Here is a 13,682-nt window from a genome sequence, read left to right as displayed (position 1 = left end):
GTCGTGTCACGCGCTGCGGAACGGCAGCGGCGGGCCTTCGAGCCTGCGCAGGCCCGGCTCGCGCCGCTCCAGCCACCAGCCATACTGCTTCGGCCAGGACGCGAACACTTCGCTGCTTCCGCCGCCGAGCGCGAGCTCGGCATGCAGCGGCCAGTTCGGATCGAACAACGCTTCGCGCCCGATCGCGACCAGATCGGCCTGGCCGCCTGCCAGCACATCCTCCGCCTGTTGCGGATGCAGGATCAGGCCGACCGCGATGGTGGCGACGTCGGCGGCGCGCCGGATCTCGTCCGCATAGGGCACCTGGAAGCCATAGCCGCGCGGAATCCGCGCCGCGGTTGCCGAACCGAGCAGGCCACCCGACGAACAATCGATCAAATCGGCGCCCCGCGCCTTGGCTTCGCGCGCGAACGCAATCTGGTCCTCGAGCGTCAGGCCGCCGTCGACACCGTCGACCGAGGAAATCCGCACCGCCAGCGGCCGCTCGGCAGGCCAGGCTGCGCGGACGGTCTCGATGATCTCGAGCGGATAGCGCATCCGCCCGGCGCGGTCGCCGCCATAGGCGTCGCTGCGGCGATTCGACAATGGCGACAGGAATTCGTGCAGCAGATAACCATGCGCGCAATGCACCTCGACGAATTCGAAGCCGGCCTCGACCGCGCGCAAGGTGGCGCGGCGCCATTGCTCGCGCAGCGCGGCGAGCTCGGCCGCATCGAGCGCGTGCGGCATCAGCCAGCCTTCCTCCATCGGGATCGCGCTCGGCGCCACGGTCCGCCACGGCAGATCGCCGCGGGCGCGATCGGCCTCGTCGAGCGCGGCATTGCCGTACCAGGGCCGCTGCATGCTGGCCTTGCGGCCGGCATGCGCGAGCTGGATCGAGGGCACCGCGCCGTTGTCCTTCAGGAAGGCGGCGATGCGTTCGAGCGGCGCGATCTGCTCGTCATTCCAGATGCCGACATCGCCATGCGTGATGCGCCCTTCGGCCGCGACCGCCGCGGCCTCGACCATCACGAGCCCGGCGCCGCCCTGGGCGAATTTACCAAGATGAACAAGGTGCCAGTCATTGGCGAGGCCGTTGGTCGCCGAATACTGGCACATCGGTGAAATCAGGATGCGGTTTCGGGAGGTCACGCCGCGAAGCGTGATCGGCTGAAACAGAAACGGCTGCGACATCGGGACCTGCGGTAGCGTGGTGGCGGAAAGAATGGCGGCCGCAAGCTAGGCGGCGCGTCCCGCAATCGCAAGTCGCGCAACGGCGCAGGCGGCAGGACCTGCACGCATGCAGCATCCGGGGCGACAGCACGATCCAACCCGCAATGTTTGCCGCGGATATTCACGCGGCTGGTCAACACATTCCACTATCCCTTGATGACTTTCAGTCATCCCCGGCTGACTTTCAGTCATGCCTGGGATCATGCCACGGATCGGCGAGTTCAGAATCCATCCTCCCCTGGAGGGGTCGAGACGAGCGGAGCTCGCTCTGGGATCGGTTCGCATGAAAAATGCGAACCGAGGTGGGGTGAGGGTCTCTCATATCGGGCGCTGCCCGAGTGGAGAGATCACCCCACCCCGCCTCAAATCTCGCTTCGCTCGCTGTGAGCCGACCCTCCCCCTCCAGGGGAGGGTGACCTCTGTTCTCGCCGTTCGTGTGATCGGTCGCAATTCGCATCGGCCGTGCCTACATTGCCGAGATGAAAAAAATCGGATTCCTTTCGTTCGGGCACTGGACGCCCTCCCCGCAATCCCAGGCCCGCTCGGCCGCGGACGTGCTGCTGCAATCCATCGACCTTGCGGTCGCCGCCGAAGAGCTCGGCGCGGACGGCGCGTATTTTCGCGTCCATCACTTCGCCCGACAGCTGGCGTCGCCCTTCCCGCTGCTGGCGGCGGTCGGCGCGAGGACCAGCCGGATCGAGATCGGCACCGCCGTGATCGACATGCGCTACGAAAATCCGCTCTACATGATCGAGGACGCCGGCGCGGCCGACCTGATCGCGAAGGGACGCCTGCAACTCGGCATCAGCCGCGGCTCGCCCGAACAGGTGATCGATGGCTGGCGCTTTTTCGGCTATCAGCCGGGCGAAGGCGAGACCGACGCCGACATGGGCCGGCGTCATGCCGAGATCTTCCTCGACATGCTGCGCGGACAAGGTTTTGCGCAGCCCAATCCGCGGCCGATGTTTCCCAATCCGCCGGGCCTGCTGCGGCTCGAGCCGCTGTCGGAAGGCCTGCGCGAACGCATCTGGTGGGGCGCCGGCTCGAACGCGACCGCGGTCTGGGCGGCGAAGCTCGGGATGAACCTGCAGAGCTCGACGCTGAAGAGCGACGAGACCGGAGAGGCCTTCCACATCCAGCAGGCCGCGCAGATCCGGGCCTACCGTGCCGCCTGGAAGGAGGCCGGCCACACACGCGAGCCGCGGGTCTCGGTGAGCCGCAGCATCTTCGCGTTGATCGACGATCGCGACCGCGCCTATTTCGGCAACGGGCAGGAGGAAGACAGATCGGCTTCATCGACGAGCGGACACGCGCGATCTTCGGCCGCGGCTACGCCGCCGAGCCTGACAGACTGATCGAGCAGCTCAAGACCGACGAGGCGATCGCGGAGGCCGACACCCTGCTGCTGACCGTCCCCAATCAACTCGGCGTCGCCTACAACGCGCATGTGATCGAGAGCATCTTGACCCACGTCGCGCCCGCGATGGGTTGGCGCTGAATCCAGCGAGGAACGCCGCGGCACCCTCGTCACGCGGGTCGAATTTGGACAAGGACCCGCGGCGGCCGTGCTCTAGGGGGGTGTGGTTGAGAGCGGACGACTGGCCGCGGGCTTGAACCGGCCATGCTCCGCCGGAGGTGAGGCCGGTTCTGCCTGGATAATCCCGGAACACGCAGAAACGTTCCGGCGGAACTCCGTTCTCAAACGCGGAGAACTACGGAAACATAACTGCGCGTTGTGAGAAGAACAGGTTGAGTACAGTTCGTTAGGCGCGCACGTTGCGTGAACAGACCGCCGTAATATCCCGGGACCCCGGCGCGAGGTCGGTTAGGGGTCCCGGTCACGCGTGCGGCGATCAAGATCGAGGCGATCGATACGCTCATCGATCCGCCGGTTGAGTTCCTGATCCCCGTCCGAATCCCTGCCGCGCCGGGCGCGGACGGCAAACACGCACCCGATCAGGACGACGGCAAACAGCGCGAAGTACCACCATTCCATGCATCGATCTCGAATGAACGCTCGCAGGGACGAGCGGAAGGGTCATCGTTCAGGCCGGTCAGGACGCCCCGATCTTGGAACGTAGAACGGGTTCACCAGGCAGGTTGCCGGATTGCCCGCCATGCTGGCCTGGCACTGCTGCAACGATGTGAAGATACAATCCATTCGCTCGCCGAGCAGTTCCCCGTAAACATGCATGCAGACGGGATAGCGAGGGTCATACATTTGCGCCGATGCCGGCGTCGTCATGTAAAGCGCGCCGAGCGAGAGCAACAGCGCTGCAAGCAACCTCACGTCTCGTCTCCTGCTATGCTCGCGCGATTTTTGCCTGGGGACTGGAGCGGGCGAAGGGAATCGAACCCTCGTATGCAGCTTGGGAAGCTGCCGTTCTACCATTGAACTCGCCCGCGATCTCAATTGCTTGAGGTCGAACCCCACGGGGGCGACCGGCCGGACCATAGCCCGGGCGGCGGCTGAGGATCAAGCGTGCAGTGACGCAGGTCGCGGCACCGCCGCGCGCTACTGGCCCATCCTCACGAGCACGTCATTGATGAAAAAGGGCGCAGCGGCCGATGTATCGCAGTTCCCGCCGCGTGCATAGATGCAGGCATCGCTGAAGCCGACGCGGGCACAGCTTTGCTGCGAAAAATCCGCCGGCAGATCGCCTGCGGCCTCGGGCCGCGCCAGGATGCGATTGAAGGCCGGCCTGGTCGCCTGCAGCAGCAGCGGCGGCAGAATCAGCTCGGCGAGCGGATCGGCGGGCTGCAGCGCGTAGAGCGGCGCCGGGCCGACCAGTCGCTCCCGCCCCGGCAATTGCTGGAAGCGAACGTTGTAAAGCGCAAGGCCGCACATCTGCGGATCGCTGCGCAGTTCGGCGGCGAGCCACGCGGCGCCGACGCCGCGCATCCAGTACTCGCGCATCCCGTCGCTGGCGCCGGCCATCGCGACCGACAGCAACGCCCAGCCGCCGAGCACGATCGGCAACGCCCAGCGGCGCCACGCGGCTTTCGCGCGCAGCGATTGCACCCAATCGGCCGAGCCCAGCGCCGCGACGATGATGAACAGCACCAGCGACAGGAAGACGAAGCGGTATTCCTTGTGCGTGATCAGGCTGTGGAAGACGAGGTTGACCAGCGCAACGGTCAGCAGCAGCGGCGCGTGCCGCCAGCCGCGCCAGATCGCAGCGAGCGGCAGCAGGATCGCCACCGACCAAACGGTCAGGAAGTCGATCAGATAGGCCGAAGGCGGCGACACGCCGAACTCGATGGCGCGATCGTGGACGAGGTTTTCCTTGATGTTCGCGATCAGCCAGGCGAACGGCACGGCGCCGTGCGCAAGGTCGATCGCGGCGGCGAGCAGCAACGCAACGAGCCCGCCGGCGACCAACGGAACGAGGTTTCGCCAGCGTGTCCAGCACGCCCCGAGGGCCAGCACGGCGATCGCCGGCGCATACTGGAAGCGGCAGACAAAGGCGAAAGCGAGCAAGGCGCCGCCAATCGCGAGACGCCGCTGCGACGGATGATCGGTGATCAGCAGCGCCGCCGGCACGATCAGCGCGGTCGCCAGCGGCTCGCCCAATGTATGGGGTGCGAGCATGAACAACTCGAACCAGGTCGCGGCGGCAAAGGCCGCGACGACGGCATGGGTTCGCGAGATCCGCGCGCCCAGCAACCAGGCGCTGACCACGATCGACAGCGAGGCGCAAGCGGCGATCAGGCGCGGCAGCAAGAAGGCCCCCGCGCCGCCAGGCGCAATCGCATCACCCAGAGCAACCGGCCCGGCCATCAATGTCGGCATGAACCAGCCGCGAATACCCTCGCGCCATTCCCAGGTCAAAATGCCGTCATGGCCGAGCATCCGCCACGCCGGCTCGAGATACTGAAAGACCTCGTCGGGATAGATCACGTTGGGCCAGACGGCGACCGCAAGGCGGATCACCAGCGCCAGCAGCAGCAACGCGAACAGCGGGTGCAAACGCCCACTCGCGCGCCCGGCCATGGCAGCGCTGCCGGGCGCGGCCTCGGCGCTCGTGCTCGTCATCGTCCCAAAGATCGTCTTCTGGAGCAGCATGCCGGCGACCAGATAGCGGGCAAAGCATTTAAGATGCGTGACTGGACGATGCGTGACCGGACGTTGTCGAGGTCACACAGCGCCGGTCGCAACATGCTTAACCAAACGTCAAGATTATCGGATGCGCCGGTCCGCGACGATGTTATGCTCGCCTGCGTGGGGGCGCGTGGCGTCATGGCGGGGCGTGGGTACACCATTTTCGACACGGCAATCGGCCGATGCGGCATCGCATGGGGCGAAGCCGGCGTTGCCGGTGTCCAGCTTCCCGAGCTCCGCGAGATCGACACCCGCAGGCGGCTGTTCCAGCTCTATCCCGATGCGCGTGAGACGCGGCCGCCCGAGGAGATCGAGCTTGCGATCGAGGGCATTGCAGCGACCTTGCGCGGCAGCGATGCCGACCTCGCAGGCGTGGCGCTCGACATGAGCGGCATGCCGGCTTTCAACCAGCGCGTCTACCAGGCCGTCCGCAGCATTCCCCGCGGCGAGACCCGGACCTACGAGGATATCGCCAGCGCCCTCCGCGCGACCGGCGCGGTCTATTCGGTGGCGCAGGCGCTCGGCCGCAATCCCTTCATGATCATCGTGCCCTGCCACCGCGTGCTCGAGGCGGGGCACTATCCTGACCGGATTTCAGCGAACGGCGGCAGCATCTCCAAGCGGCGGCTGCTCTCGATCGAAGGCGCCCAACCGACCACCAGCAAGACCCTGTTCGACGTTCTGCTGCCCGTTGCACGGCCCCGGCCGCACGCCTAAATCTCGGGTATGACCCACACCACGCTGTTGCAGCGCGATCGCATCACGGTGAACGAGTTTCGCTGCACGGCGGAACCCGGCGACAAGCCGTTCGCCGAGCAGTTCGCCTGCCACTCCGTGTCCTATGTGCGCAGCGGCAGCTTCGGCTGCCATTGCCGCGGCCGCTTTCATGAGCTGGTGGCCGGCTCGATCCTGGTCGGCCATCCCGGCGACGAATACACCTGCACGCACGACCATGTGGTCGGCGACGAATGCCTGTCATTCTTCCTCGACCCCGAGCTGGTCGAGACGATCGGCGATCGCACATCGGTCTGGCAGGTCGGCTCGGTGCCGCCGCTGCCGGAATTGATGGTAATCGGCGAACTCGCCCAAACGGCGGCAGCTGGCAACAGCGATGTCGGGCTCGACGAGGTCGGCCATCTCCTGACGAGCCGCCTTGTCGAGTTGGTGTCGGACCGCAAGGCAAAGCCCCTCACCGCCGGCCTGCGCGATCGCCGCCGCGCCGTTGAGGCGGCGCTGTGGATCGACGCCAATTCGCATCATCAGATCGATCTCGACGATGCAGCCGAACAGGCCGGGTTGAGCACGTTTCATTTCCTGCGGCTGTTTTCTGCGGTGCTCGGCGTCACCCCGCATCAATATCTCGTGCGCTCGCGGCTGCGCCATGCGGCGCGGCGGCTGGTTGACGACGACAGCCCGGTCACCGACATCGCCTATGACGTCGGTTTCGGCGATCTCTCCAATTTCGTGCGCAGCTTCCACCGCGCCGCCGGTGCCTCGCCGCTCAAGTTCCGCCAGGCCTCCCGCGGCGACCGCAAGATTCTCCAAGAACGCCTTGCGCTGCAATAGCTAGGCTTCTCCAGTCCGCGTCCGTCGACGCGCACAGCGACTGGAGACTTCATCATGTACGACCATATCGGATTGCGCGTCGCCGACCTCGACGCCAGCGTGCGCTTCTACACCGCGGTGCTGGCGCCGCTCGGCTTCGTGCTGTGCTCGCGCGACGACAGCGGCGCCGGCTTCGGCCCGAAGGGCGAGCCCGCGCTCTGGCTGCATCTGCAAAAGGGCAAGGCGCAGGGCGGCGCGCATATCGCGTTCCGCGCGCCCAGCCACGACGCAATCAAGACATTCCACACCGAGGGCCTGAAGGCCGGCGGCAAGGACAACGGCGCGGCGGGCCATCGCAAGGACTACAGCCCGACCTACTACGCGGCGTTCCTGCTCGACCCCGACGGCAATAATGTCGAGGCGGTGTCGACCTGAGTGCACGCGGCAAACTCCGCCGTCATTGCGAGCGGAGCGAAGCAATCCACCTTCCCGCTTGCTGCGACATGGATTGCTTCGTCGCTTCGCTCCTCGCAATGACGGCTTCACCATCTTTCGAAGGACCCAATCTCATGGCTTCCATTCACAAAGACATTCCAATCGACGCGCCGGCCGACCACGTCTGGGACGCGCTGCGCGATTTCGGCGCGCTGCATACGCGGCTGGTGCCGGGCTTCGTCACCGACACGCAGCTCGACGGCGACGTACGCACCGTCACTTTCAGTAACGGCACCGTGGCGCGCGAGACGCTGGTCGATTGCGACGACAAGCGACGACGGCTGGTCTATGCGGTCAGCAGCGAGCGGCTGAAGCAGCATTCCGCCTCGGTACAGGTATTTACCGACGGCGATGCGCGCTGCCGGGTGGCGTGGATCGCCGACGTGCTGCCGCACGAGATCGCGCCCTACATCGACGCGCAGATGGACCTCGGCGCGGCGGCGATGCAGGGCGCGCTTGCGAAATCGGCCAGGGAGAAGAGCGCGGCGTGATCCGCCAGGTCATGCGACCGGCCGCGCATTTCAAACTATGACCGTCACCCCCGCGCAAAGGCTTTGCCTTTGTCGCTGGAGGAGGCCACGAAGCGGCCGTCTCGAAGGGCGACAGCCCAGCTGTTTCCACGAGCGCACGCCGAAGCAGCGGGGCCGTCGATCCTTCGAGACGCCGCTTCGCGGCTCCTCAGGATGACGGATTGACAGATTTTAAGACAGCGCCGGCTGCGCCTCGGCGACCGGTGCCGACTTCCCCCAGCGCGTCAGGATCACGCTGAGGCAGGACAGCACGCCGAGCACGCCCATCGAGGCGGCGGCGAGTGCGAAGAAGTTTTGCGCGCTCGCCTCATGCGTCGACAGCCACCAGCCGCCGGTGCCGATGAAGATCAGCCGCGCGGTCTGCGCCAGCACCGGGCCCAGCACCTTGGCGGCGCCCTGCGAGGAGAAATACATCGACATCGCAAGGCCAATGAAGGCGTACATCGGCGCGGCGGTCGACAGATATTGATGGCTGGTCGCCCGCACATGCGGATCACTGGTGAACAGATTGACCCAGAGGTCGGGGAACACGGCGATGAAGCTGCCGACCACGCCGACCGACAGGAACGACACCGTGCCCGCGGTCCAGGCGATGCGGCGGGCGCGCGCGACGCGCTCGGCGCCGACTGCCATGCCGATCATCGGCACCGAGGCGATGCCGACCGCGAAGGCGACCGAGGTCAGCATGAATTCCAGCCGCGCGCCGATGCCGTAACCGGCGAGCACCGCGGTGCCGAACTGCGCCAGCATGTGGGTGAAGATCGAGATCGTCAGAACCGATTGCAGCGGCGAGAAACAGGAGACCGCGCCGACCCTGAGGATGTCGATGAACATCGCCCATTGCACGCGCAGCCCCTTGAGCTTCGGCTTGACGCGGGCGCGGCCCGAGAACAGGTACCAGCCCATCACGCTGATGCTGATCGAATAGGCGATCAACGAACCCGCGGCGACGCCGCGCATGCCGAATTGCGGCACCGGCCCGAGGCCGAGCCCGAGCGTGCCGCCGAGCATGATCTGCCACACCGCGGACGACAGGATCATGGTCGACGGCAGTTTCATGTTGCCGGTGCCGCGCAGGATGCCGGCCATCGTGTTCATCAGCCAGGGCAGGATCGCGCCGCCGAAGAATATCTGCGTATAGGCGATCGCCTGTGCCAGCACATTGCCGCGGCCGCCGAGCAGTTCGAGCAGGCGCGGACCGAAGATCAGCATGCCCAGCATGAAGGTGACGCCAAACGTCAACCCGATCAGCAGCGCATGCATCGCCAAGGTCGAGGCGCGCTCGATCTCGCCGGCGCCGAGCGCGCGCGCAATCGCAGATGCGACGCCGCCGCCCATCGCGCCGCCCGACATCGTCATGGTCAGGATCACGCAGGGAAACACCAGCGCCATCGCCGCGAGCGACTCGACGCCGAGCCGGCCGATATAGGAGGTCTCCGCGATGACCACGCAGGTGCCGGCGGAGAGCGCGATCACGTTCGGCCAGGCGAGCCACAACAGCGTGCGCAAAATCGGCCCGTCGAGCAGCGCGTTGCGCGCCGGCTTGGTCACCGGCGGCGGCAGCGGCCGTTCTTGTTCGTCGACAGGTATTTCGGCGAGGCCGAGATCGGACATTTCCACCCCCACGCGCGATCTGGGGAGCCGCGCCAAGGTGTTTCCCTACCATGGCAGCGACGGATTCCACGTGCGCGGGACGCAAGGGGGGCCTGCGCGATTGCAGGTGAAGCTTGATGAACCTCTGATCTAGCCGATCGACCACACGAACGGCGCGCTGGCGGCGCTGTTCGGCTTCAGATGCACCGGAATGTGCCGCCCGCAGCCGGCTGCCAGGCCCTCGAACAGCCCAGTCAGCACGCTGGCGCAGGCCGGATGATAATCGGCGACATCGGCCATCAGCTTCCAGCCCTGCTGGCGGAATTCGAACTGGCCCTCGGACTCGCTGATCTCAGTGACATCATCCTGCGACTCGAAGAGCGTGCGCAGAAATGCGGCAAATTCCGTGGCACGGCCACGGCTGCCGCCGAGCCCCTGCGCGACCTCGTCGAAATACTGCATGCCAATCAGCTTGCCGGTGAGGTGCAGCAGATAGCTCGCATCCTCAGGCCCGAACACCTGCACGATAACCGGTGCGGCCGTCTTCACATATTCCATCGCGTAGTTGCGGTAGGCCTTCTCCAGCCGCTGACGCGGCCAGCTGTCGACCGGCAGCGCCGGCGCGGTCTTCGGATCGAACGCCGGCGCCTCGAGATGGCGCGCGAACACCAGGCGCTGATCGAGCTCGAGCGGATGGTCGTATTCGCAGTAATAGCCCTCGAGGCCATCCTGGCCGTCGACGCTCTGCTTGGTGCAGACGAAACCGAGCCTGAGATCGCCGAGCGCCACACCGTTGTTGGCGTGCCAGCCGCGCAGCATCGCGCGCGAGACCTCGCCGGGCACGCCGCAGATCGCGGTGCCCTTCCAGATCCAGCGCGGCGGCGGATAGCGGATCCAGGCCTTGCGGTCGGTCTCATACATGTATTCGACGTGCACGCCGCCGATCCAGTTGGAGAGATAATGATACTGCGCGGCCGCGACCGCAGGCGGCAGGCCGTCGAGGCCGAGCTTCTTCAAGCCGGGCAGGAAGCGCTCCTGCTGCTGGCGGCGAAACACCCGGAAGACGAGCTCCGCGGCATCAGCCGTGCCGCGCCGCGTCACCACGGTGAGGATCAGCCCGGTGAAGAAGGCATGATAGAGATCAGCGACGCTGCGCCACTTCCGCCACTGCGCCTCTTGCTGCGCTGAATCTGTTGCGGCGCTCATGTTCACTCCCGATTTGTTGTTTGCCGGAATGTGTCATCGCCGAAGAACCGGCGCAACACACACACTGTCATCGCCCGACTTGATCGGGCGATCCAGTATTCCAGAGACAGTCGTTATCGATGGAGAGGCCGCGGCGTACTGGATTCCCCGCTTTCGCGGGGAATGACGGCGGAGATTGTTGGCGAGGATCGTAGCCCGGATGCAGCGAAGCGCAATCCGGGGCAGCTCAATGCGCGTATGCAGCGTCCCGGATTTCGCTGCGCTTCATCCGGCTACGGAATTACGCGCGCCGCGAAACGGAATTACACGCGAAAATGCTTGGAGAGCTTGAGGCCCTGCGCCTGATAGTTCGAGCCGATGCGCTGGCCGTACAGCGCGTCGGGACGCTCGAGCATCCGCTCATAGACGAGACGGCCGACGATCTGGCCGTGCTCGAGGATGAACGGCACCTCGCGCGAGCGCACTTCGAGCACGGCGCGCGCGCCCTTGCCGCCGGCGCCGGCATAGCCGAAGCCGGGATCGAAGAAGCCGGCATAGTGGACGCGGAATTCGCCGACCAAGGGATCGAACGGCACCATCTCCGCCGCGTAGTCCGGCGGCACCTGCACCGCCTCTTTCGACGCCAGGATGTAGAACTCGCCGGGATCCAGGATCAGGCTGCCGTCGGGCCGCGCCTTGATCGGCTCCCAGAAATCGTCGACCGCATAGCCGCCGCGGCGATCGACATCGACCACGCCGGTGTGGCGCTTGGCGCGATAGCCGACGAAGCCGCCCGAGCTCTCGCCGGAGAGATCGACCGAGAGCGCGACGCCATGGGTGAGATCGGCATTGTCGGCATCGACCAGCCGCTCGGCGGCATGCAGCGCATCGAGCTCGTCGGCGGAAAGCGTCGCCTCGCCGATCCGGAAGCGGACCTGGCTGAGCCGCGAGCCCTCGCGCAGCAGCACGGGAAACGTCTTCGGTGAGATCTCGGCATAGAGCGGGCCGTGATAGCCGGCGCCGATCATGTCGAAGCGGCGGGTGCCGTCGGCGATCACGCGGGTGAAGACGTCGAGCCGTCCGGTCGAGCTCTTCGGATTGGCGGCGGCCACGATCTCCGGCGGCAGCGCTAGGCTCTCCAGCAGCGGGACGATGTAGACGCAATTGGTCTCCAGCACCGCGCCGTCGGAGAGGTCGATCTCGTGCAGCTTCAGTTGGTCGATCCGCTCGGCGACGGTGGCGTCGGGCCCGGGCAGGAAGCTGGCGCGGACGCGGTAGGCGATGTCGCCGAGGCGCAGGTCGAGGCTCGCCGGCTGGATCTGGCTTTCGACGAAGTCGTAGGCGGGCAGGATGAGGCCGGCCTCCGCCATCTCCGCGATCATGCGGTCGGGCAGAATTCCGTTGGATTCATCTTCCAGCGTGAACGACACGATACGGTCCCTCGGCGATCCCTCGAGATGGCCCAAAATCAACCTCTGAGCGGCCATCAAGCCCCAAAATATGGGCTTTTACGGGTTATCCGATGACCGTCTTGACGGAAAGGGCGCGAGGGAATATCAGCTCCAGTTATCCCGTGGTGATTTGAGCCGGCCGGCTTGCAGCCACGTTAAATAAGTCGCTAAACAGGCCGGGGACAGTGTGATCCCGGCTTGTGGAGGTTTCTCCAGGCCGGTTTTTTTGTGGCCATTTCCGAGGGAAATGGCCACTTCGGAGGTCACATGTCTGAATCTGAAGGTACCGCCCGCTTCCGTCCCGAAACCCGCCTGGTCCATGGCGGCACGCTGCGCTCGCAGTTCGGGGAGACGTCGGAAGGGCTGTTTCTCACCCAGGCTACGTCTACGACACCGCCGAGCAATGCGAGGCGCGCTTCAAGGGCCAGGATCCCGGTTTCATTTATTCGCGCTATTCCAACCCGACGATTGCGATGTTCGAGCGCCGCATGATCGAGCTCGAGGGCGCGGAAGCCGCGCGCTCGACCGCGACCGGCATGGCCGCGGTGACGACCGCGATCCTCGCACCGCTGAAGGCCGGCGATCACGTGGTGGCGTCGAAGGCCCTGTTCGGCTCCTGCCTCTATGTCGTGCAGGATTTGCTGCCGCGCTACGGCATCGAGACGACGCTGGTCGACGGTCTCGACCTCGACCAGTGGCAGCGCGCCTTGCGGCCGAATACCAAAACCTTCTTCCTGGAGAGCCCGACCAATCCGACGCTTGACGTGCTCGATATCGCTGAAATCGCCAAGATTGCGCATAGCGGCGGCGCCCGGCTGATCGTCGACAACGTGTTCGCAACGCCGATCTGGCAGAGCCCGCTGTCGCTCGGCGCCGACGTCGTGGTCTATTCCGCGACCAAGCATATCGACGGCCAGGGCCGCTGCCTCGGCGGCGTCATCCTGTCGTCGGAAGCCTTCATCGCCGAGCACATCCATAATTTCATGCGCCAGACCGGCCCGTCGCTGTCGCCGTTCAACGCCTGGGTGCTGCTGAAGGGGCTGGAGACGCTCGGCGTCCGCGTCCGCGCCCAGACCGAGAACGCGGCCAAGATCGCCGAGGCACTGGCGAACCATCCGAAGGTCACCCGACTGGTTTATCCGGGCCGCGCGGATCATCCGCAGGCTGCGACGGTGAAGAAGCAGATGGGCGCCGGCTCGACGCTGGTCGGCTTCGAGGTCAAGGACGGCAAGGCCGGCGCGTTCCGCTGCCTCAACGCGCTGAAGATCTCGCGCATCTCCAACAATCTCGGCGATGCCAAGAGCCTGGTCACGCATCCCGCGACCACGACGCATCAGCGCCTGGCGCCGGAGGCCCGCGCCGAACTCGGCATCAGCGAAGGCTTTATCCGCTTCTCGGCCGGGCTCGAGCATCCCGACGATCTGATCGAGGATTTCCAGCGCGCGCTGGAGCAGGTTTGAGGCGAACGCGTCGCCCCGGAATGAACTGAGCTCCCTCTCCCGCTTGCGGGGGAGGGCTGGGGTGGGGCTCTCTCCGCGAGTCATTCCGTGGAGAGAGCCACCACCCGCA

At 66.0% G+C, this 13,682-nt stretch carries 11 protein-coding genes, 1 tRNA gene, 2 pseudogenes and 1 riboswitch; of the genes and pseudogenes, 6 read left to right on the top strand and 8 right to left on the bottom strand.

Annotation, left to right across the window (positions count from 1 at the left end; translation table 11 throughout):
* Positions 1-6 precede the first annotated feature (6 nt).
* Complete coding sequence (locus AKN84_RS36620) at positions 7-1,173, bottom strand: NADH:flavin oxidoreductase/NADH oxidase (RefSeq protein WP_050425280.1); 1,167 nt, start codon at positions 1,171-1,173, stop codon at positions 7-9.
* Positions 1,174-1,691: 518 nt separating this feature from the next.
* On the opposite strand from AKN84_RS36620, the pseudogene AKN84_RS36615 reads away from it, so the two are divergent.
* Positions 1,692-2,710: pseudogene (locus AKN84_RS36615) on the top strand (LLM class flavin-dependent oxidoreductase).
* Positions 2,711-3,037: 327 nt separating this feature from the next.
* Here the strand turns inward: AKN84_RS36615 and AKN84_RS48250 are convergent.
* From AKN84_RS48250 to AKN84_RS36605, 4 genes are all read right to left on the bottom strand, one after another.
* Positions 3,038-3,208: a hypothetical protein gene (locus AKN84_RS48250; protein WP_167351898.1), complete on the bottom strand. Its 171-nt coding sequence runs from the start codon at positions 3,206-3,208 to the stop codon at positions 3,038-3,040.
* A gap of 42 nt (positions 3,209-3,250) precedes the next feature.
* Positions 3,251-3,502 carry a DUF3551 domain-containing protein gene (locus tag AKN84_RS46510; protein ID WP_128971478.1) on the bottom strand — a complete coding sequence of 84 codons (252 nt, stop codon included), beginning with the start codon at positions 3,500-3,502 and terminating at the stop codon, positions 3,251-3,253.
* Between the two features lie 42 nt (positions 3,503-3,544).
* A tRNA-Gly gene (locus tag AKN84_RS36610) sits at positions 3,545-3,617 on the bottom strand.
* 110 nt (positions 3,618-3,727) lie between these two features.
* Positions 3,728-5,248: a glycosyltransferase family protein gene (locus AKN84_RS36605; RefSeq protein ID WP_050425303.1), complete on the bottom strand. Its 1,521-nt coding sequence runs from the start codon at positions 5,246-5,248 to the stop codon at positions 3,728-3,730.
* A gap of 204 nt (positions 5,249-5,452) precedes the next feature.
* Between AKN84_RS36605 and AKN84_RS36600 the strand changes: the two genes are divergently transcribed.
* The 4 genes from AKN84_RS36600 to AKN84_RS36585 all read left to right on the top strand — a co-directional run bounded on the left by AKN84_RS36600 (position 5,453) and on the right by AKN84_RS36585 (position 7,845).
* On the top strand, positions 5,453-6,031 hold the full coding sequence (locus AKN84_RS36600) for a methylated-DNA--[protein]-cysteine S-methyltransferase (protein ID WP_050425302.1): 579 nt from the start codon (positions 5,453-5,455) through the stop codon (positions 6,029-6,031).
* Between the two features lie 9 nt (positions 6,032-6,040).
* On the top strand, positions 6,041-6,880 hold the full coding sequence (locus AKN84_RS36595; protein ID WP_050425279.1) for a helix-turn-helix transcriptional regulator: 840 nt from the start codon (positions 6,041-6,043) through the stop codon (positions 6,878-6,880).
* A gap of 54 nt (positions 6,881-6,934) precedes the next feature.
* On the top strand, positions 6,935-7,294 hold the full coding sequence (locus tag AKN84_RS36590; protein WP_050425278.1) for a VOC family protein: 360 nt from the start codon (positions 6,935-6,937) through the stop codon (positions 7,292-7,294).
* A gap of 134 nt (positions 7,295-7,428) precedes the next feature.
* Positions 7,429-7,845, top strand: a complete 417-nt coding sequence (locus tag AKN84_RS36585; RefSeq protein ID WP_050425277.1) for an SRPBCC family protein — start codon at positions 7,429-7,431, stop codon at positions 7,843-7,845.
* Between the two features lie 210 nt (positions 7,846-8,055).
* On the opposite strand, the gene AKN84_RS36580 is transcribed toward AKN84_RS36585, so the two are convergent.
* From AKN84_RS36580 to AKN84_RS36570, 3 genes are all read right to left on the bottom strand, one after another.
* Positions 8,056-9,498 carry an MATE family efflux transporter gene (locus AKN84_RS36580; protein WP_050425276.1) on the bottom strand — a complete coding sequence of 481 codons (1,443 nt, stop codon included), beginning with the start codon at positions 9,496-9,498 and terminating at the stop codon, positions 8,056-8,058.
* A 129-nt stretch (positions 9,499-9,627) separates the two neighbouring features.
* Positions 9,628-10,683, bottom strand: a complete 1,056-nt coding sequence (locus tag AKN84_RS36575) for a hypothetical protein (RefSeq protein WP_050425275.1) — start codon at positions 10,681-10,683, stop codon at positions 9,628-9,630.
* A gap of 302 nt (positions 10,684-10,985) precedes the next feature.
* Entirely contained in the window at positions 10,986-12,092 is a 1,107-nt protein-coding gene (locus AKN84_RS36570) for a 2'-deoxycytidine 5'-triphosphate deaminase (protein WP_050425274.1), read from the bottom strand.
* A gap of 133 nt (positions 12,093-12,225) precedes the next feature.
* Positions 12,226-12,305: riboswitch (SAM riboswitch) on the top strand.
* A 75-nt stretch (positions 12,306-12,380) separates the two neighbouring features.
* Between AKN84_RS36570 and AKN84_RS36565 the strand changes: the two are divergent.
* Positions 12,381-13,573, top strand: a pseudogene (locus tag AKN84_RS36565) (O-succinylhomoserine sulfhydrylase).
* The last annotated feature ends 109 nt before the right edge of the window (positions 13,574-13,682 follow it).

The sequence above is a fragment of the Bradyrhizobium tropiciagri genome (assembly GCF_001189845.1).
Classification (GTDB): domain Bacteria; phylum Pseudomonadota; class Alphaproteobacteria; order Rhizobiales; family Xanthobacteraceae; genus Bradyrhizobium; species Bradyrhizobium tropiciagri.
Note: the sequence above shows the minus strand (reverse complement) of the source record. Positions and strands in the feature narration are given on the sequence as shown.